Genomic DNA, 18,117 nt, shown 5'->3' on the forward strand with positions numbered 1-18,117 from the left:
ATCACGGGAAGCGGAATTCGGGAGTCGGCGGGGAGGGCTGCGAACGGAGCCACATCAGCGACGTGTTGGGCGCGGACGATGACGACGACGATGACGACGACCACGTGGAGGAGAGAGCGGTCGTGCCCTTCCTGCGCCGGACGAACTTCCGTTTCGCCTTGGGCTTGTCCGTCTCGGTCTTCTTCTTCGCGGGAGGGGCGGTCCTGGCCGCCTTGACCTTGAGGCGAGCGGCGATCTTCGTCGCCTTCTGCTTCTTGGTGGGGTGGGCGGGTCCCTTGGTCGTCCGGCCCCGTTTCTTCTTGGTGAGCTTCACGGGTGGGGGCTCGTCGTCGCGTTCGCCGTCCTCGCCCTCGTTGTACAGGGTGAGCTCGATGCCGTCCTCCTTCTCGCTGGACTTGTAGCCGCTCTCCTGCGGCCCCTCGTCCTTGAAGGTCGAGATGGCCCTGATGACCGCCGTCCGGCCCTGCGGGGTGTCCAGGTCGTCCAGCAACCGGGCGTGCTCGGAGTCCTGCTCCAGGTCGGTGAGCTGGAGGTAGGCCGCCAGGACGGACCTGTGAGTCAGTGACGCGGGAGCCGTCCACCCGTAGACCTTGCCGTGGGTGCCGGTGACGGGGAGGTCGACGCCCTTCTCCTGCAGGGCCTGCATCATGAGCCAGCACTTGAAGCAGCACAGCTTGGAGATGCCGATGGCGATCTCGGCCTGGGCGAGGCGGCGGGTCAGGTGGGCTCGCGCCGTCTGGTCACGCCGGTGACCGGTGTAGTGCTTCAGGAGAAGCAGATCGGTGTCGGAGTCCCCCTCGTCCTCCTCCTGGACCACCTTCCGCCGTTCCTCCAGCAGCAGGGACCCGACCTGCGTCTCCACGTGGATCTCGGTGTCACCCTTCGGTTTCTTGGTGTGGGCCATGACGTTGAGCTCGCCCCACTGCTTTTCGAGGCCGGCCAGGAAGGCCATGGTCTTACGGAGCCGCCGCTCGGCCATCTTGAGGTGCTTGGTCGTCATCGGCGCGCCCTGCAGCCCGAGCCCCTGCTGCTTGAGGGTCTGGTAGAGCTTCCTGATCTCGGTGTCGGCCTCTCCCGCGCCGGCCAGGCCGGCCTGCAGCAGCTTGTGGAAGTCACCCGCCAGCGCGGTGTCGGGCTTGTTGGCGAACAGCCGGATCTCGCCCTCCAGCATCCCCAGGACGGCCACACAGACCCGGGCCGACTTCAGGTTCGCCAGCACCCAGGCGAGCCGGTCCCAGCGGCGCTGCTTACGGGTGTTCATCTTCTTCAGCGGGCCCAGTTCGCGGGTGGGCGTGCGCAGTTCCCGCAGCCGCGCGAACGTGCGTTTCTCGATCGCGCCGTGGTCCGCGCCCGGCCCGGCCGCGCCGAACCCGAGGGCGCCCGGATCGCCGAGGAGCGCCATACCGCCCGTCTTGCGGTATTCCCTCCGATATTCGGCCAGGTCCTTCTTACGGCCCCGGTAGAAGTCGGCGATCTCGGCGTCGACCTCCACGTCGCCGTCCTGCAGGTGGTCGTACACGAGCCTGGGCAGCAGTTTCTCCGGGGTGTCCAGTTTCGGGTGGCCGACCAGGGCGGCGAGCGCCCGCCATGCCTTGGGCGCCGTCTTCGCGGGAATGCCGCCCACGGCTCCGAGCACGGCGGAGGCCCCGCTCGCCGGGGTGATGCCCCGCACGTTGGCGAACCACTGCCGTAGCCCCGCCTCACCGGTGACGTCCGTAACCCCCCACTGCCTCAGCAGCCTCCGCACGGGCTCGTCGCGGGCCCGCGCCAGACGGGAGAACCGCTCGTAGCCGCCGCGCCGGACGTCCTGGATGCTGAGCGCGGCGGTCTCATCCTCGTCCTCGTCCTCCCGGTCGCGGGCGATCGTCCTGCCGCCGGTCTTCTTCGCCGCGGGCCGCCGGCCGCCGGTCCCCTCGTCGTCGGCCTCGTCGCGGTCGTCGTCCTCCTCGGTAACCTCCATCGGCTCGGGGACGGGCGCGGGGGCCGGAGGGGGGAAGCGCGAGGCGGGCCGTTCCCTGGCCGGCTTCTTCGTGGCCGGCTTCTTCTTGCTGAGCTTCTGCTTGGGAGGCATGCCGCTCCTCTCGTCAGCGTTGGAACGTGCCAATCCCGGCGGGAAGCCGTATCCCTGGGCAGAATGCACGCGTGCGTCTGACCCGTCAAGACGGCCGTACCCTCACAATGGGCTCGTCAGCGTTTCCGGAGGGGGTCGCTCCGCCCATGCGCCACGAATACTGCCTGCACTGCGACGCCGAGACCGTCGAACCGGTCACCGAGTCGGGCCGCGTCCGCCGCCGCTGCGCGACCTGCGGCCAGACCGCCGACCGCTCGCTGGTCGTCGACACGGCCCTGCGGATGTGGCACGAGACGGCGGGCGTCTTCGTGCGCGACCCGTCGGGCCGGTTCCTGTTCTTCAACCGGATCGCCTTCCCCTACGCGCTGACCATCCCCGCCGGCCACGTCGAACACGGCGAGTCGCCCGAGGTGAGCGCGGTCCGCGAACTCCACGAGGAGACCGGCCTGCGCGCGGTGTCCCTGACGCCGATCGCCACCGAGCCCATCGACGGCGACCAGTGCCGCCGGGGAGCCGATGGGCACGTGTGGCACACCTTCCTGACGACGGTCGGCACGGAACCGCCGGTGGCGCTCGACGAGGGGGAGGGCGACGCCTACACGTGGCTGACCCTGGCGGAGGCCGCCGAACGGGACCTGACGTTCGCGGCCCGCCACCTGGTCGACCGCCACGCCGCCCGCCTCATGGCGTGAGCGCCGCTTCCCTGCGGCGCCCCGGCAGGTCGGTCAGCCACGGCGGGAGGACCCGGTCGATCAGCAGGCAGGCCGTCACCAGCGCCGCCGTGACCGCCGCCGGGTAGAGCGCGGCCACCACCGGCGGCGCGGCGGCCAGGTGGCCGGACACCGTCGTGTGCAGGAGGGCCAGCAGGGGCATGTGGATCACGTAGATCGGCAGGGTGCGGCGGCCCAGCCAGGCCAGACCGTCGCCGATCAGGGGCAGGCGGGCGACCAGCGGGGCCGCCGACAGGCCGAAGACCGTCGCCAGCAGGGAGACCAGGGTCCACACGGTCGGGATCCGCTGGGCCGACAGCAGGAGCATGGCGGCGAGCGCGGCCCCGTACACGAGAGCGACGATCGTGGTGCGGCGCCAGGTCGTGGTCGCGGCGAGCCGTTCGGCCCAGGGGCGCAGGTGCAGGCCCAGGAGGAAGAAGACGAAGTTCTGGAGGAGGGAGCCCCGGTTGCCCGGGGTGTCGAGCACGCCGGCGGCGGTGACGACCGCCAGCAGCGCCGCCGCGCCCAGCACGACCGGGACCGGGACCCGGCGCAGCAGTTTCGCGGCGGCGAAGTAGACGGCCAGGGCGTACAGGTACCAGAGGTTGGGCGGGGTGACGAAGAACTGTTCGGCGAACTCCCCGACGCTCCGCGCGCTCAGGGTGTCGAAATCAGGGGTGAACCACAGGATCGCGGTGTGGACGAGCATCCACACCAGGTACAGGTAGAGGAACCTGGCCACCCTCGACCGGACGACCTCCTTCCACGGCCTCCGGTACGCGCTCAGCGCGAACATGCCCGAGATGGTGAAGAACAGCGGCATGCGCAGGGTCATCAGCGCGTCGCCGACGACGCCCCACAGGGCCGGGAACGGACCGGCCGTCGTCCACTCGATCCGTAAGTGGCTCTTGCCGACCGTGTGCCACACCACGACCAGCAGAATGCAGACGCCCTTGGCCGCGTCGGCCCACAGGAATCGCCGCCGGGTCTCCATCGCCGTCACGTCCTCTCCACGCCGGGGATGCAACTCTCGGCGGGAGAGGACGCGGGGTCGGTGGCGGAATGCTCAGTGCGTCGAAGTACGCACCACCTGCACGCCGTCGAGGGCGCAGACGGCGTTGGGGATCAGCACGGCCACGCCGTAGTACTCGCTCACCAGGTATTCGGTGACGGCCTGCCGCGAGGTGCCGAGTTCGCGCACGACCGGGCTCTCCGGCGGGCGCAGGCCCACCACGCCCTGGCGCCGCTCCCCCGGCCGGACCACGAGGATGCTCGTCGTGTGGTCGGCCGCGATCGGCAGCTTGTCGCACGGCAGGAACGGCAGACCGCGCCAGCCGAGCACCCGGCGGCCCGCGAACTCGACCTCGTCGGGCCGGACGCCGAACCGGTTGCACTCGCGGCCGAACGCGGCGATGGCCCGAGGGTGGGCCAGCAGGTAACGCGGCGAGGTCTGCTTGCAGATCAGGCCGTCGAGGTCGAGCGGGGTGGGCGGGCCCTGCGCCGTGACGCGGTGGCGGGCGGGCGGGGCCTGGAGGAGCGCGCGGGCGAGGTCGAGCTCCTTGCGTTCGGCCAGGGCGTCGAGGGTCAGCCGCAGTTGTTCCCCGTACTGGTCGTACGGGTCGTTGTAGAGGTCGCCCACCCGGCGGTGCACGCGCATGATCGTCTGGGCGGCGGTCAGCTCGTACTCGCTCGGGGGGTGGCCGTATTCGACGTACATGCCGGGGATCTCCGGCTCCCCCGTGTGGCCCGCCGTGACCTGGACCCCCGGCTGGGAGCTGCCCCGGCGGGCGATCGTGCGGCGCACCGTGCCGGTGCGCCGGTAGACGCCGCCGGGCAAGTCGCGCCACTCCAGGATCTCCAGCAGCCATCGCGGGGTCGTGGACGCGGTCTTCGGCGGGGTCTTGGTCGTCGTCGCCAGGGTGCGCGCCGCACCCGGGGTCAGGCTGGTCGCCACGCGTGTGCCCCTCTCGTGCCCAGGCCCGACATGCCCAGCCGGGTGTGTTCGCCGAGGTCGCCGCCCAGCCAGGTCCGCAACGCCGCCACGTAGTGGTCCGGCGCCTCGGCGGCGAGGCGGTCGAACTGGGCGCGGCGGGCGGTCAGCAGGTCGCCGACCACGTCGGCGGCCCGTTGCAGGTCGCAGCCGAGCAGCCGCTGCAGGGCCAGCACCCCGTTGCTGACCTCGGTGGGCACCCCGATCCGGTCCTGGTAGGTCACCAGGTCGCGCCGCGCCGTCGCCAGGTCGGCGAAGCACTCCTCCAGCGCGCCCCGGCGGGGGGCCGGGAGGCCCAGGCCGTACCCGACCAGATCCACCATCAGCCCGGCGTGCTCGGCCCGGCGGGTCTGCAGGAGGTCGACCGGGTCGGGTACCCGCTCCCGGGCGCTGTTGCCGAGCTCCCACTCGCGGACCGCGACCAGCCGCTCGAAGTGGGCCGCGTCGAGCGGGGCCCTCCCCCACAGGTCGCGCAGGCCGCGTTCGACCGGGTTGACCGGCGCGGGCGGGGCGCCGGTGAGGAACAGCGGCAACCGCCGGAGGAACGCCCTGCCGCCGGCCGGGTCGCGGCGCGCCTTGAACAGCCGGTCGACGGCGGTGTCGAGGGCGGCGAGGAAGACGTACCACTGCGCGAGCACCTCCAGCCGGTCACGCGGCACGCCGCAGTGCGCGGTGACCGCCCACGACACCGCCTGCGGCGAATAGGGCAGCCCCATGCGCCGCGCCCAGTCGGCCGCGGCGGTCCGGGCCGCCCCGGCGAACGCGCTCGACGCGGGCCGCTGCTGCGGCGGCGGCCGGAACGACACGCGCCGGTCGACCGGGCGGTGGCCCGCCCACAACCGGGCCGCCGACGTGCCGAGCCCCATCGGGTGACGCCACACCGGGACCCTCGGGTCGGCGCCCCTGGTCGCCTCGTTCATGTACCGCGACGAGCGCAGATGCCACTCGTGGGAGCCCGCGTTGGCGTCCTGCAGCGACCGGGCGACGTTCACCACGGCCAGGCGTTCGGCCGGGGTCAGCGGCAGGTCCGGCAGCTCGGTCAGCAGCGTGCTCTCGAACTGCAGCAGGCGCGAGGTGATCAGGTCGTTGGTGGTGTCGGCGGCCTCCTGCGGGGTCATCCCGAGGAACTCGCGCAGCACCAGGACGAAGTTGTTGAGCTCGCCCTCCTGCTCGGTCTCCCGCTGGTAGGAGAACACGTCGTTGAGCAGCACCTGCGCGTCGGTGAACGTGTCGCGCAGGACCTGCACCGGCCGCGACGCCCACACGTGGCCCGGCAGCGGCGTGCCGTTGACCAGCTCGATCAGGTCGGCCACCCACCGGCCCGCGCCCGCGCCGCGCCGCCGTTCGAGGTAGTCGATCGGGTTCGGCACCCGCCCTTCGGCCAGGTTGCCGAGCTCCCAGAAGGCGTCGTCCATCTGCGCGAAGGTGTTGTCGCCGAACCGCCGCCGCCACTCCTCGGTCGTGCCCGGCACGGTCCGCGCCCACAACTCCCGCAGAGTCGCCTGTACGGGATCCTCGGCGGCCGGCACCGGCTGCGCCAGGTCCACCGGCATGAACGCCCGCACGTCGGCCAGCCACGCCGCCGCGCCCGCGACGTCGCCGGTCGCCTTGTAGTGCCGCAGGAACCAGTCGTCGAAGTAGAAGCCCCAGACGTACCAGTCGGTCAGCAGGTCGAGCTGGGCCGGGGTCGCGTCCGGGAAGCAGTAGGCCGCGAACAGGGCCAGGTCGATGGAGTCGGCCCAGGCGGCGTCCCAGACGCTCTCGTCGATGAGCCCGTGCCGGGCGGCCCAGGCACGGTTGTGCGCGCGGGCCCCCTCGACGTGCGGGTTCAGCCTCGGCGGCCAGGGGCGGTAGAAGTCGGGCAGCTCGAAGGGCCGCACGCTCAGTCCCGGTGCCCGAGCTCGACGTTCTCCAGCACGCCCAGCGCGTCCGGGACCAGCACGGCGGCGCTGTAGTAGGCGCTCACCAGGTAGGAGATGACCGCCTGCTCGTTGACGCCCATGAACCGCACGTTGAGGCCGGGCTCGTACTCGTCCGGCAGCCCCGTCTGGTGCAGCCCGACGACCCCCTGGTTCTCCTCGCCGCAGCGCATCAGCACCATCGACGACACCCCGGTGTCGCTGATCGGGATCTTGTTGCAGGTCAGGATGGGCACGCCGCGCCAGGCCGGCACCTCCCGCCCCAGGATGTTCACCGTGTTCGGGTAGAGACCCAGCTTGGAGCACTCACGGCCGAACGCGGCGATGGCGTGCGGGTGGGCCAGGAAGACCGTCGGCTCCTTCCAGACGACGGCGAGCAGGTCGTCGAGGTCGTCCGGGGTCGGCGGCCCCGACCGGGTGGAGATCCGGTGGCCGTGGTCGGCGTTGTGCAGCAGCCCGAAGTCGCGGTTGTTGACGAGCTCGTGCTCCTGCCGCTCCCGCAGCGCCTCCACGGTCAGGCGGAGCTGCTGCTCCACCTGGTTCATCGGCTCGTTGTAGAGGTCGGCCACCCGGGAGTGCACCCGCAGGACGGTCTGCGCGACCGACAACTCGTACTCGCGCGGATGGGTCTCGTAGGCGACGTAGGTGTGCGGGAGGGTGGGTTCGCCGGAGTGCCCCGACGACAACTCGATCGCCGCCTCGCCGTCGGCGTCGGTGTGCGGCGTCTCGGCGTGCAGCCGGGCGTCCAGATGCGCCCGCAGCCCCGCCGCCCGGTCGGCGACCTCGGCGAACGCCTCCTTCGTCAACGACAGCAGCACACACGGGGTGACCGCCCGGAACCCGAACTCCCAGACGCCGTGGTCGTCGATGAGTGCCTGCTCGCCGAAGTAGGCCCCGTCGGACAACACCCCCAGCGATACGGCGTGGCCGTACTTCCCCGCGCCGAGCCGGTCGACCTTGCCGTGGGCGAGAATGTGGAACCGGTCGACCTCCTGCTCCGGCGCGACGATCAGGTCGCCGGGGGCGTACTCGGTCTGCGTGAACCGGCTCGCCAGCGCGGCCAGCACCTCGCCGTCGCCGTACCCCCGCAGCAGCGGCAGCTCGCCGAGCTCCTGCGGGATGACCTGGACCCGCGCGCCCGTCTTCAGGCACTGGATGCGGCCGTCGCCGATGGTGTACGAGAGCCTGCGGTTGACCCGGTACGTGCCGCCGGCGACCTCCACCCACGGCAGCACCTTCAGCAGCCAGCGGGAGGAGATGCCCTGCATCTGGGGGACGGACTTGGTGGTGGTGGCGAGGGTGCGGGCGGCGGCGGTGCCGAGGCTGGAGGCCTGCTCGGCGGCAGCGGCGGCGGCGAGGTCGGCGTTGATCTCGGTGGTCATCGGACGCCCTTCACGAGGGAGGGGCGGGCCCCCTCCGACGTGGATCACGTTGACGAAAAGAGGGCGCGGGGCTCGGGGACATGGGCAAGCCTTTGCCGGTTGCGTGCGCCAGGATGCCGCGCGGGGCGCACGGGAACGGCGCCCCGCCAGAGCAGAGCGCCGTGCTCATGTTTCACAGGTTCAGAAGCGCTGGACGTCCTCGCAGGCGACCGGCTCGGGGTCGAGACCGCCCTTGTCGATGACGATCGAGTCGACGCCCTGGCCGCAGTCGAGGTCTGTGTCCTTCGCCAGGTCCTTGGCGAGCAGCTCGTCGTTGCCGCCCATGCCGAACAGCCTGTCGCCGGCGCCGCCGCCGTCGTCGATGCGGTTGTTGGCGTTCGCGCCGATCAGGAAGTCGCCGCCGAAGGTGGACCCGACGATGTTCTCCACGTCGCTGCGGACGTTGTCGTTGTCGATGTTGCGGCCGTCGCCGGCGTTGTTGTCGAGGCTGACCCGGACCGAGCGGTCACCGCTCTTGTACGAGATCGTGTCGGTCCCGGTGCCGCCGATCCAGGTGACGGCGTGCCCCTGAGCGGACCGGCTGCTGCCGATGAGGTTGTCGTTGCCGTCGCCGCCGTTGACGGTGCCCGGGATCGAGACCCCGACGCTGAAGGAGTCGTTCAGGTCGCCCAGGTCGGCGGAGAACTCGGTCGCGCCGGTGCCACAGGTGACCGCCCGCGGCGACAGCTGCACACAGCCGCCCTTCGGGGTCAGGTTCACCGTGTCGAAGACGGCGATCTGACCGTTGAACACGGTGATCGACGCGCTGTTGACGCTCTGCGCGCCGGCCGTGTAGGTGATCTTGCCGTTCCTCAGCTCGACGGTTCCGGCGGTCGCGGCGTTGCCGGTGCCGGCGAAGGTCGCGGCGAGCGCGGCGGCGGCCAGGGTGAGGGTGGACAGCCGGGTGATGAAGGTACGCATCTCAGTTCCTTGTCTTCTCGGTAGGAGTGATTCGCGTACCAGTACGGGGGCCTGCGACCAGGCAGTTCCGGTATGTGCAGAAGTGCACACACCGGTGGCTTCAGATACCTGCTCCAATACAGACGAGTACTGCACCTATGCATTCATGCATCGGGTAAAGTTACCGGCATGACAGTCAGCGACCAGCCGGTGACCACGACCGAATCCGACTTCTCCGCCCAGCTCACGGGCATGCGGGGCGACACGTCCATGATCAGGGACGACATCAGCATCCTCAGGTCCGGTCAGGGGGAGATCGAGCGCGCCATGAGAGGCATCGACCTGACCGTGGGCCTCATCCGGCGTGACGACATGGCCGTCGCGCGAGGCGGCATCAGCATGATCCGCGACCAGATCTCCGAGCTCAAGACCGGCCAGACCGAGATCCGCGAGCTGCTGGCCGACATCGTCCGCCGCCTCGACGCGGGACCCGACAGCGCAGATCACGTATAGACGAGCACGGACCACTGAGGGAGTCAGCCACTACCATGACCACCATGCCCGAGCGTTCCCCCGATGACCGGATGACCTGGTTCGAGAACAACATCCCCGACATCCGCTACGACATCGGTGTGGTTCGGGACCGCGTCGTCGACACCCGCCGGGATGTCCTCGCCCTCCGCGACGACGTCAAGGCCCTGGACGGCCGAGTCGCCGTCCTGCAGAAAGACATGACCGTCGTGAAGGCCGACATCGCCGAGATCAGAGAGGACACCGCGAACCTCTGCCTCGGCCAGATCCGCCTCGAGAACAAGATGGAGGAGATGCGCGGCGAAATCACTGAAATCCGGGGTGACATCGCCGAGATCCGGGGCGACATCACCCAGCTACGAGGCGACGTCACCGACCTGCGAGGTGAGATCACCGAGATTCGTGGTGAGATCACCGAGATTCGTGGTGAGATCACCGAGATTCGTGGTGAGATCACCGAGATTCGTGGCGACATCACCCAGCTACGAGGCGACGTCACCGACCTGCGAGGTGAGATCACCGAGATCCGAGGTGACATCACGGAGCTGCGGGGCGACATCACTGAAATCCGGGGTGACATCGCCGAGATGCGTGGCGATATCGCCAACCTGCAGGACGGGCAGAAGCAGTTGATGGCCGGGCAGACGGAGATCCGGGAACTGCTCGTCGCCTTCATGCAGCGCAGCGCCTGACCTCCCACGCAGGCGTGAAAGGCCCTGACCGGGGTCCAAGCCAGGGCCTCCCTCGCCGGTCAGGGGCTATGGCAGGGTCGCCTCGCCGCAGATGTGCACCTTCACGCCCAGTTCCTCGAACAGCGCCGCCTTGGCCACCAGGGCCTTGTCCGCCGTCTCCCCGTCAGGCGCGTACGCCACGTTCAGGTGGTTGGCCTTGTGCCGGGCCATGAACTGGTCGCGGCTGACCCCGTGGAAGACCGCGTGCATGATCGGCCACGCCGGTGTCGTCGCCTGCGACCGGCGTTCCGTCTCCTCCGCCGGCAGGGAGATCGCCGAGGCGCGGCCCAGGTCGACGTGGAGTTCGCCGTCCTGGATGAAGACGCGGCTCCACACGATCTCGCCGGGCTTGCAGACGCCCTTGATGGTCGAGCCGCCCAGCGGGAAGTAGACCGGGTCCTGCCGCCAGCCGACCGCGTCGGCGTAGCCGTTCTCGAAGTGTGACGGGGGAACCGAGCCGGAGATCTCGAAGACCCACACGAACTGACCCGCGTACTCCTCACCCCAGCGCACGTCGTGCAGGGTCGTGGCGGGGTCGAGGCCCATGGCGGTCCAGATGCGGTTGGTGACCAGGGCGTCGACGGCGACGCCTTCGTCGGCCTCGTTGAAGTGCGGGAGCGGGGCGTCCTGCCACAACACGCGGGAGCCGTCGCGGGAGGTGACGGGCGGGCGGGAGGCGTTGTTCAGCAGGCCTTCGGCCAGGTCGGACGCCGGGGAGAGGTCCTTCAATCCCTGCTGGTACTGGATGCCGACGGCGTCCAGGCCGTAGTCGTCGCTGATGCGCAGGGCGGCGATGTACATCTTGTACTGCCGCCGGAGCTGGGCCTCGGTCAGTTCGGTGGCCTCGTCGGTGCCCAGTCGGAAGGTCATGCCCTGGGAACGGAGCCACTCACCGACGGCGTCGGCCTCCTCGTCGGGGGTGCGGAGCATCTCGGCCCACAACGCGCTCTGCGACAGGCGTTCCTTGTAGATGCCGATCGGGTTGAGCAGTTCGTCGTCGATGATCGCGTTGTACATGCCCATGCAGCCCTCGTCGAAGACGCCGATGATCGCCTTGTCGGTGAGGAGCTGGCGGGCCAGGGCGACGCCGAGGTCGCGTTCGGGGCTTTCCGGCAGTTTCGGCAGGTCGTGGACGTGGGAGGCGTCGTGCGGGATCGTCCCGGTCTCCACCCAGCTCTTGATGCCGGCTTTGAACCAGTCGTCCTGGAAGTCGACGCTCCAGATCGTCGAGTACGCCACTCCCATCTTCGTCATGCCGGAGTTCAGGCCGAGCAGGCCGACCAGGCCGGGCCAGGTGCCCTCGAAGTTGGCGACCGTGAGGATGGGGCCCTGGTGGGTGCGCAGACCGGCCAGCACGTGGTGGCTGTACTGCCAGACCGCTTCGGCGACGATCAGCGGGGCGTCCGGCGGGATGGTCTTGAAGACCTCCAGGCCCATGCGCTGGCTGGAGATGAAACCGTGGCCGGTCGCCGGGTCGACGTCGTTGGCGCGCACGACCGTCCAGCCGAGTTCGGCGAAGGCGGCGGTCACGTCGGCTTCCATCTTCACCTGGGTGGGCCAGCCCGCCAGGTTGGCCGACAGGCGCAGGTCGCCGCTGGCGATCAGGTAGGCGGTCTTCGGCGCGGCGGCGGGGCGTTCGGGGGTCGGGGGGAAGGTGTACATCAGCGTGTTCCTCCGGTGGAAAGGCGGCGTTCCCGGGCCGCGAGGGCGTGGGAGATCTCGCGGGTGGCGGGATAGAGGTCGAGGTAGAGGGTGTAGAGCTCGTCGTAGGCCGGGTCCGGCACGGGGGTGACGGTGGTGGCCGGGGGGTTCCAGTCGGTGATCGCGGCGCCGGTGGTCGCGCGGGCCGCCAGGTAGGCGGCGCCGTAGGAGGCGCCGATGGTGGTGGTCGGGATGACCTGCGGCAGGCCGGTGACGTCGCTGACGATGCGGGTCCACAGCCCGCCCTGGACACCGCCGCCGACCGCGACCACCCGCGAGACCTCGGCGCCGGCCGCGCGCAGCGCCTCGACGTTGTGCCGGACACCGAGCGCGGTCGCCTCCAGGGCGGCCCGGTAGAGGTCGCCCCGGGTGTGGCTGAGGGTGAGGCCCGCGATGATCCCGCGGGCGTCGGGATCGTGGACGGGGGTGCGCTCGCCCGCGAAGTAGGGCAGCATCAGCAGGCCGTGCGCGCCGGGTCCCGAGGCCTCCGCCTCGGCGAGCAGGGCCGGGAAAGCGGCTCCGGTCAGGTCGCTCAGCCACGAGGTGATCGCGCCGGAGGTCGCCATGCCCCCGGCGAGGTTGTGGGAGCCGGCGTACGCGCCGACCGTGCCCCACATCGAGGGGGTGCGCAGCGGGCGGTCGACCGTGGCGATGAGGAACATCGTGGTGCCGTACATCAGCATGAGGTCGCCGGCGTTGCAGGCGTCCACGCTGACGGCTTCGGTCCAGGCGTCGATCGAGCCGGTGATCACGGGGGTTCCGGCGGGAATGCCCGCCAGGTTCGATCTCACCGTTCCGGCGATCTCGTCGGACCAGCGCAGCCGGGGCAGTTCCAGGCCGGGGGCGACGAGCGGGGCCCATTCGGGGTCCCAGCCGGTGCCGTCGTACATGGGGGTGCACTGGCTGGCCGAGTGGTGGTCGAGGGTGTATTCGCCGGTCAGCCGGTGGAGCAGCCACGACGCGGGCATGAACAGGCGGCGCGCCCCGGCCCACACCTGCGGCTCGTGCCTGGCCACCCACCGCAGTTTCGGGCCGACGGCCTGGGACGACAGGCTCGACCCGCAGCGTTCCAGGATCGCCGCGGGGCCGCCGAGGAGCTCGTTGAGCTCGGAGATCTCCTCCGACGCCCGGGTGTCGACGCCGTAGAGGATCGCCGGGCGCAGCGGGGCGCCGTCGGCGTCGGTCAGCAGGGCGCAGGGGCCCATGCCGCTCACGCCGACCGCGGTGATCTCCTTGCCGGTGGTCAGCTCCTCGGCCAGGGAGACGAACTCGGCCCACCAGACCTCGCCGTCCATCTCCACGTGGCCGGGGTGGGGGCGGGCGACGCGGTGTTCGCGTACGGAGGAGGCGAGAACGGTTCCCGAGCCGTCGACCAGGACGCCCTTGCTCGACGAGGTGCCGATGTCGACACCGAAGAACAACGTCACAATCTCTCCCGGGTGTTCGTGTCGCGCAGGATGACCGTGCGCGCGGGTCCGTCGTCGCCGGCGATGCGGGCCAGCAGCAGGGCCGCCGCGGCCTCGCCGAGGTTGCGGGCGGGCAGGTCGACGACCCGCACGCCCTCGCGTTCGAGCGACGTGAAAGGAAGATCACCGAATACGGCCAGGCCGAACCGGGGTGGTTCGAGCCCGCGTTCGCGCAGGACGTCGAGCGCCCCGGCGGCCATCAGGTTGTTGGCGACCACGACGGCGTCCGGCGGCTCGTGCAGCGACAGCAGGTCGCGCATGGCGGTCCGGCCGCCGTCGACGCGGTAGTCGGCGTAGCGGAGCAGCCGGTCGCCGGACCACTCGGTGGCCTGGCGCCAGCCCTCCATCCGGAGTTGCGCCGTCTCGACCGACCGCGGCCCGGTGATGCAGGCGACGCGGGAGAACCCGGCCGCCAGCAGCACCTCGGCCGCGACCCGGCCGCCGGCCCGGTTGTCCACGGTGACCGCGTCCACGTCGGGGCGGTGCAGGCTGCGGTCGACGGCCACCACCGGAACCCCGTGCTCGATGAGTCTCTGCACGTCGCTGGCCCCGTCGGCGGGCGCGATCAGCACCCCGGCCATGTGCTCGGCCAGGGCGATGCCCATGTACGTCTGCTCGCGCTCCGGATCGTCGTCGGTGTTGCACAACACGACCGAGTAGCCCCCGGCGCGGGCCCGGTTCTCCACGCCACGCGCCAGCGCGGTGAAGAACGGGTTCTCGACGTCGGGGATGATCAGGGCGATGACCTCGGAATACTGTCCGCGCAGGCGGCGCGCGGCCCGGCTGGGGGTGAAGCTCAGCTCCGCCATGGCGGCCCGCACCTTGCGTTCGGTCTCGGGCGAGACGCGGGCGCCGTTGATGACCCGGCTGACGGTGGCCGCCGACACCCCGGCTTGGGCGGCCACCTGGTAGATCGTCACCTTCGGGCCGGCCACGTCCGACCCTGGAGGCTGTCGATCTCATCGAGCAGGCCGATGGTCTGCGTGGCCGTCACGACCAGCAGCAACGGCACGACGACCACGGCGAGGACGCCGGTGGACGCGGCGGCGGCGAACCCGCCGAGCCAGTAGAGGGCCACGATCGTGAGCGCCCACAAGGGCTTGAACGCGACCAGGATCGCGCCGCCCCGCAACGCCGCCAGGCCCGGCTTCCCGCGGAGGGCGCCGTAGGCGAGGGCGTACGGGAGCACGACCATCGCCAGCGCGCCCGCGACCACGGTGACGCCGGTCAGCACCGCGCACCCCGCGACGAACAGCGCGAGCACCGGATCGAATCTGCGCAGCTCGGCCAGCTTGGGCGCCTCGCCGCGCGCGACCAGCGCGCAGAACCGGGCGACGGAGGTGAGCGCGAGCGACGGCGGCAGGGCGGCCAGCGCGGTCATCCAGGAGGGGCCGCCGACCAGCGCCGAGGTGATCAGCGGCACCAGCGCGGCGAGGAAGAACACCCCCGCCAGCACCGCACGGGGCAGTTCCCGCCAGAACAGCAGGAACGCGGGTTTCAGGAACGCGGTCATCAGAGCTTCAGTCCGCTCGACGCGATCGACTGGACGATGTAGCGCTGCGCGGCGATGAAGACGATCAGCACGGGCACGATCGCCATCGCGATGCCGGCCGCGATCGTGCCGAGCGAACCGGTCGAGAACCGCCCGGCCAGCAGCACGAGCCCGACGGGCAGCGTCTGCTTCTCGGTGTCGGAGATCATCACCAGCGGGAGCAGCAGGTCGTTCCACCAGTACGTGAAGCACAGGATGCCCAGGGTGGCGATCGACGGCCCCGACAGCGGGATGATGACCCGCGCGAAGGTGTGGAACCGCGAGGCGCCGTCGATCTTGGCGGCCTCTTCGAGCTCGTAGGGCAGCGCCATGAAGTGCTGGCGCAGCAGGAAGATGCCGAACGCGGAGAAGATGCCCGGGAAGATCAGCGCCCAGAGCGAGTTCGTCATGCCGATCTTCGACATGACCAGGAACAGCGGCACGATCGTCACCTGGATCGGGATCATCAGCGACCCGATCACCACGGCGAACAGCACGCCCTTGCCCCGGAAGCGCAACCGGGCGAACGCGTAGGCGGCGGTCGAACAGGTGATGAGCTGCGCGATCGTCACGGTCCCCGACACGATGATCGAGTTCAGGAAGAACCGGAAGTAGGGCACCTGCTCGGTCACCTTGCCGAAGTTGTCCAGCGTCAGGTTCTCGGCGTGGAAGGTCGGCGGGAGGCGGTAGAGCTCGGCGTCGGAGCCCGAGAAGGCGCCCCGGAAGATCCACAGGAAGGGCGCGGTGATGGCGACGGCCGCGACCACGAGGATCACGAACGTCACGACGCGCGCGGCGACGTGCCCGGCGGTCAGTCGGCTGCTCATTGGTAGTGGGTCCATCTGCGCGAGAACCAGAACTGGATGGCGGTCAGCACGACCAGGACCAGCGCGAACGTGATGCCGATCGCGGAGGCGTAGCCGAGGTCGAAGTCGCCGAAGGCGCGGTCGTAGAGGTATTCGACGATCGTGCGGCTGGAGTCACCCGGGCCGCCCTGGGTGAGCACCCGGGGTTCGGCGAAGATCTGGAAGGAGTTGATGGTGTTGATCACGACGAGGAAGAAGATGGTCGGCGAGAGCAGCGGGAAGGTGATGCGCCAGAAGCGGGTCCAGGCGCCCGCGCCGTCGACGATCGCGGCCTCGCGCAGCTGCTTGGGGATCGACTGCAGGCCCGCGATGTAGACCAGGATCGAGAACCCGATCGTCTTCCACGAGTTGACCATGATCACTGAGATCGGCGCCCAGGTGGAGCTGCCGAGCCAGTCGATGCGGTCGAGGCCGGTCAGCCCGAGCACGTAGTTGACCAGGCCGAGGTCCTTGTTGAGCAGGAACCGCCAGATCAGCGCGACCGCCGAGGCCGACACGACGAACGGGAAGAGGAACGAGAGCCGGAAGAACGCCCTGATCCAGCGGGGCATCCTGGTCTCCAGCAGCACCGCGAGCAGCAGCCCGAGCACGACGTTGACGGCCAGGATGGCCAGGGCCATGTAGGTCGTCGACCCGTAGACCCCGAGCAGCCGCTCGTCGGTGAAGAGGCGCCGGAAGTTGTCCAGCCCGGCGAAGGTGCCGTCGCTGAGCAGGTTCCAGTCGAAGAAACTCAGGATCAGGACGCCGACCGTCGGGGCCAGCACGAACACCAGGAACGTGAGGATCGACGGGGTGAGGAAGGCCAGCGCCGCGGCCCCGTCTCCCCGGGGCCGGGTGCGCTTGGTAGACACAGTGGTGGTCAAAGTGGTCCGCCTTGGGAGGGGAACCGGGTCCGGGTTCAGGGGCCGGACCCGGTCGCTCAGCAGGTGACGATGCCCGTCAGCTCACCCTGCATGGCCTTCAGGCCGTCGGGGACCGTGGTCTCGCCGGCGAAGATCTGCTGGAGGTGACGCAGGACGGTCGACTCGAACGTGCTGTACTTGGCCGGGGCCGGGTAGGGCACGAGGGTCTCGAACTTGTCGATGCTGTCGTAGTAGAGGTCGCTGTTGGCGGGCGGCACGCCGACCTGCGAGATCGTGTGGGCCACCGAGCGCCGTGACGGGATGGAGTCGCCGGGCTTGTCGGCGGTGCCGACGTAGCCCTTCTCGATCTCGTCGCTGACCGTGAACTTCTGGTATTCCCAGGCCAGGTCGGGGTTCTGCGACGACTTCAGGATCGGGTAGCCGGCACCGCCGAAGACGGTCTTGTACGTGTCGCCCTTCGGGTAGAGCTGGATGTCGAAGTCCTTGAACCCGGCGGGCAGGAAGGTGGCGATCGGCCACCGGCCCGCGCCGAACATGGCGATCTGCCCGTTCTGGAAGCGGGTGAAGACGTCGCTCATCGGCATCGGCGCCGGGGCGACGCCCTCCTTGATGAGGTCGTCGAGGAAGGTCACGGCCTTGCTGACCTGGGGGGAGTCGGCGGTGGCCTGGCAGACGTCGTCGCTGGTCAGGTTGCCGCCGGCGTTGGCGACCCACGGCATGATGCCGGGGAAGATCTCGTTGCTGGCCCAGGTGAAGCCGTATTGGTCGTTGGTGCCGTCGCCGTTGGTGTCGGCGGTCAGCTTCTTGGCGACGGCCTTGAAGTCGTCCCAGGTCCAGTCGGCCTTGGGCGGTTCGACGCCGGCCTTCTTGAACACGTCGGTGTTGTAGTAGACGACCATGTCGTTCCAGCCGTAGCTGAGGGTGAGCACGTCGCCCTTGACGGTGAAGCCGTCGATGAGGCCCTGGGCGATGTCGTCGGTGATGGCCTTGGCCCCGGCGTCCTTCTCCAGGTATTCGTTGATCGGTTTCACGAGGTTGTTGCTGTGCACGAACTGGGCGCCCTCACCCGAGATCACCATGAGGTCGGGCTTCTTGCCCGAGGCGATCAGGGTGGCGACGTTGGCGTAGTAGGTTCCCCAGTTCTCGCCGGTCACGGGGGTGAGGGTGACCTTGACGTCGGGGTGGGCCTTCGTGAAGGCGTCCGCGGTGGCCTTGTTGCCGCTCTCGGCGGCCGGGCCGTAGTTCCAGTAGACGATTTCCAGGGCTTTGGCGCCGGTCGACGTCGTTTCCGAGTCGCTTCCGCAACCCGCAAGAGCCGTCGCCGCCAGGGTGGCGGTCGCGCAGGCCAGCGCGACCTTGCGGCGGGGGATGTTCATAGGCCTGCGTCCTTACTTCTTTGGGGCAGATCGCCGACGCG

The 18,117-nt window shown here is 70.1% G+C and carries 16 protein-coding genes; 3 read left to right on the forward strand and 13 right to left on the reverse strand.

Annotation, left to right across the window (positions count from 1 at the left end):
- Position 1: 1 nt before the first annotated feature.
- Entirely contained in the window at positions 2-2,071 is a 2,070-nt protein-coding gene (locus GT755_RS04175) for a nucleic acid/nucleotide deaminase domain-containing protein (RefSeq protein ID WP_161478336.1), read from the reverse strand.
- A 146-nt stretch (positions 2,072-2,217) separates the two neighbouring features.
- On the opposite strand from GT755_RS04175, the gene GT755_RS04180 reads away from it, so the two are divergent.
- Complete coding sequence (locus tag GT755_RS04180) at positions 2,218-2,763, forward strand: NUDIX hydrolase (RefSeq protein WP_161478337.1); 546 nt, start codon at positions 2,218-2,220, stop codon at positions 2,761-2,763.
- Here GT755_RS04180 and GT755_RS04185 read toward each other — a convergent pair.
- From GT755_RS04185 to GT755_RS04205, 5 genes are all read right to left on the reverse strand, one after another.
- The gene (locus GT755_RS04185) at positions 2,753-3,775 is read right to left on the reverse strand and encodes an acyltransferase family protein (RefSeq protein ID WP_235966036.1); all 1,023 of its coding nucleotides are present in this window, start codon (positions 3,773-3,775) and stop codon (positions 2,753-2,755) included. The two genes, GT755_RS04180 and GT755_RS04185, sit on opposite strands and share 11 nt — an antisense overlap.
- 72 nt (positions 3,776-3,847) lie before the next feature.
- Positions 3,848-4,735: a hypothetical protein gene (locus GT755_RS04190; RefSeq protein ID WP_161478339.1), complete on the reverse strand. Its 888-nt coding sequence runs from the start codon at positions 4,733-4,735 to the stop codon at positions 3,848-3,850.
- Entirely contained in the window at positions 4,720-6,651 is a 1,932-nt protein-coding gene (locus tag GT755_RS04195; protein WP_161478340.1) for a terpene synthase family protein, read from the reverse strand. Before GT755_RS04195 ends, GT755_RS04190 begins: the two co-directional genes overlap by 16 nt.
- 2 nt (positions 6,652-6,653) lie before the next feature.
- On the reverse strand, positions 6,654-8,072 hold the full coding sequence (locus GT755_RS04200) for a family 2B encapsulin nanocompartment shell protein (RefSeq protein WP_161478341.1): 1,419 nt from the start codon (positions 8,070-8,072) through the stop codon (positions 6,654-6,656).
- Between the two features lie 180 nt (positions 8,073-8,252).
- Positions 8,253-9,032 carry a hypothetical protein gene (locus tag GT755_RS04205; RefSeq protein WP_161478342.1) on the reverse strand — a complete coding sequence of 260 codons (780 nt, stop codon included), beginning with the start codon at positions 9,030-9,032 and terminating at the stop codon, positions 8,253-8,255.
- Positions 9,033-9,200: 168 nt separating this feature from the next.
- Here GT755_RS04205 and GT755_RS04210 point away from each other — a divergent pair, with 168 nt between their 5' ends.
- Positions 9,201-9,524: a hypothetical protein gene (locus GT755_RS04210; RefSeq protein WP_161478343.1), complete on the forward strand. Its 324-nt coding sequence runs from the start codon at positions 9,201-9,203 to the stop codon at positions 9,522-9,524.
- A 71-nt stretch (positions 9,525-9,595) separates the two neighbouring features.
- Positions 9,596-10,234, forward strand: coding sequence for a coiled-coil domain-containing protein (locus tag GT755_RS41720; RefSeq protein WP_235965801.1), 639 nt, complete (start codon positions 9,596-9,598; stop codon positions 10,232-10,234).
- A 66-nt stretch (positions 10,235-10,300) separates the two neighbouring features.
- Here the strand turns inward: GT755_RS41720 and GT755_RS04220 are convergent, their stop codons facing one another.
- The 7 genes from GT755_RS04220 to GT755_RS04250 are packed head-to-tail and all read right to left on the reverse strand — an operon-like array spanning position 10,301 to position 18,076.
- The gene (locus GT755_RS04220; protein ID WP_161478344.1) at positions 10,301-11,935 is read right to left on the reverse strand and encodes a fucose isomerase; all 1,635 of its coding nucleotides are present in this window, start codon (positions 11,933-11,935) and stop codon (positions 10,301-10,303) included.
- A complete protein-coding gene (locus GT755_RS04225) occupies positions 11,935-13,401 on the reverse strand; it encodes an FGGY-family carbohydrate kinase (protein ID WP_161478345.1) in 1,467 nt (488 codons plus the stop codon). The genes GT755_RS04220 and GT755_RS04225 overlap by 1 nt, the downstream gene beginning before the upstream one ends.
- Positions 13,398-14,375: a LacI family DNA-binding transcriptional regulator gene (locus GT755_RS04230; RefSeq protein WP_202609566.1), complete on the reverse strand. Its 978-nt coding sequence runs from the start codon at positions 14,373-14,375 to the stop codon at positions 13,398-13,400. The genes GT755_RS04225 and GT755_RS04230 overlap by 4 nt, the downstream gene beginning before the upstream one ends.
- Positions 14,357-14,953: a hypothetical protein gene (locus tag GT755_RS04235; protein ID WP_161478346.1), complete on the reverse strand. Its 597-nt coding sequence runs from the start codon at positions 14,951-14,953 to the stop codon at positions 14,357-14,359. The genes GT755_RS04230 and GT755_RS04235 overlap by 19 nt, the downstream gene beginning before the upstream one ends.
- Positions 14,953-15,798 carry a carbohydrate ABC transporter permease gene (locus GT755_RS04240; protein ID WP_161478347.1) on the reverse strand — a complete coding sequence of 282 codons (846 nt, stop codon included), beginning with the start codon at positions 15,796-15,798 and terminating at the stop codon, positions 14,953-14,955. The genes GT755_RS04235 and GT755_RS04240 overlap by 1 nt, the downstream gene beginning before the upstream one ends.
- Positions 15,795-16,700 (reverse strand): carbohydrate ABC transporter permease, encoded by a 906-nt coding sequence (locus GT755_RS04245; protein ID WP_161478348.1) that lies wholly within the window; start codon positions 16,698-16,700, stop codon positions 15,795-15,797. The genes GT755_RS04240 and GT755_RS04245 overlap by 4 nt, the downstream gene beginning before the upstream one ends.
- A 56-nt stretch (positions 16,701-16,756) precedes the next feature.
- Entirely contained in the window at positions 16,757-18,076 is a 1,320-nt protein-coding gene (locus tag GT755_RS04250) for an ABC transporter substrate-binding protein (RefSeq protein ID WP_161478349.1), read from the reverse strand.
- Between the last annotated feature and the right edge of the window lie 41 nt (positions 18,077-18,117).

The sequence above is a fragment of the Herbidospora solisilvae genome (genome assembly GCF_009901565.1).
Classification (GTDB): Bacteria; Actinomycetota; Actinomycetes; order Streptosporangiales; family Streptosporangiaceae; genus Herbidospora; species Herbidospora solisilvae.

What these genes read in the sequence shown, in the direction of transcription:
- GT755_RS04175 (WP_161478336.1), bottom strand. Translation starts at nt 2,071, where the DNA reads ATGCCTCCCAAGCAGAAGCTCAGCAAGAAGAAGCCGGCCACGAAGAAG.
- GT755_RS04180 (WP_161478337.1), top strand. Translation starts at nt 2,218, where the DNA reads ATGCGCCACGAATACTGCCTGCACTGCGACGCCGAGACCGTCGAACCG.
- GT755_RS04185 (WP_235966036.1), bottom strand. Translation starts at nt 3,775, where the DNA reads ATGGAGACCCGGCGGCGATTCCTGTGGGCCGACGCGGCCAAGGGCGTC.
- GT755_RS04200 (WP_161478341.1), bottom strand. Translation starts at nt 8,072, where the DNA reads ATGACCACCGAGATCAACGCCGACCTCGCCGCCGCCGCTGCCGCCGAG.
- GT755_RS04205 (WP_161478342.1), bottom strand. Translation starts at nt 9,032, where the DNA reads ATGCGTACCTTCATCACCCGGCTGTCCACCCTCACCCTGGCCGCCGCC.
- GT755_RS04210 (WP_161478343.1), top strand. Translation starts at nt 9,201, where the DNA reads ATGACAGTCAGCGACCAGCCGGTGACCACGACCGAATCCGACTTCTCC.
- GT755_RS41720 (WP_235965801.1), top strand. Translation starts at nt 9,596, where the DNA reads ATGACCTGGTTCGAGAACAACATCCCCGACATCCGCTACGACATCGGT.
- GT755_RS04220 (WP_161478344.1), bottom strand. Translation starts at nt 11,935, where the DNA reads ATGTACACCTTCCCCCCGACCCCCGAACGCCCCGCCGCCGCGCCGAAG.
- GT755_RS04235 (WP_161478346.1), bottom strand. Translation starts at nt 14,953, where the DNA reads ATGACCGCGTTCCTGAAACCCGCGTTCCTGCTGTTCTGGCGGGAACTG.
- GT755_RS04240 (WP_161478347.1), bottom strand. Translation starts at nt 15,798, where the DNA reads ATGAGCAGCCGACTGACCGCCGGGCACGTCGCCGCGCGCGTCGTGACG.
- GT755_RS04250 (WP_161478349.1), bottom strand. Translation starts at nt 18,076, where the DNA reads ATGAACATCCCCCGCCGCAAGGTCGCGCTGGCCTGCGCGACCGCCACC.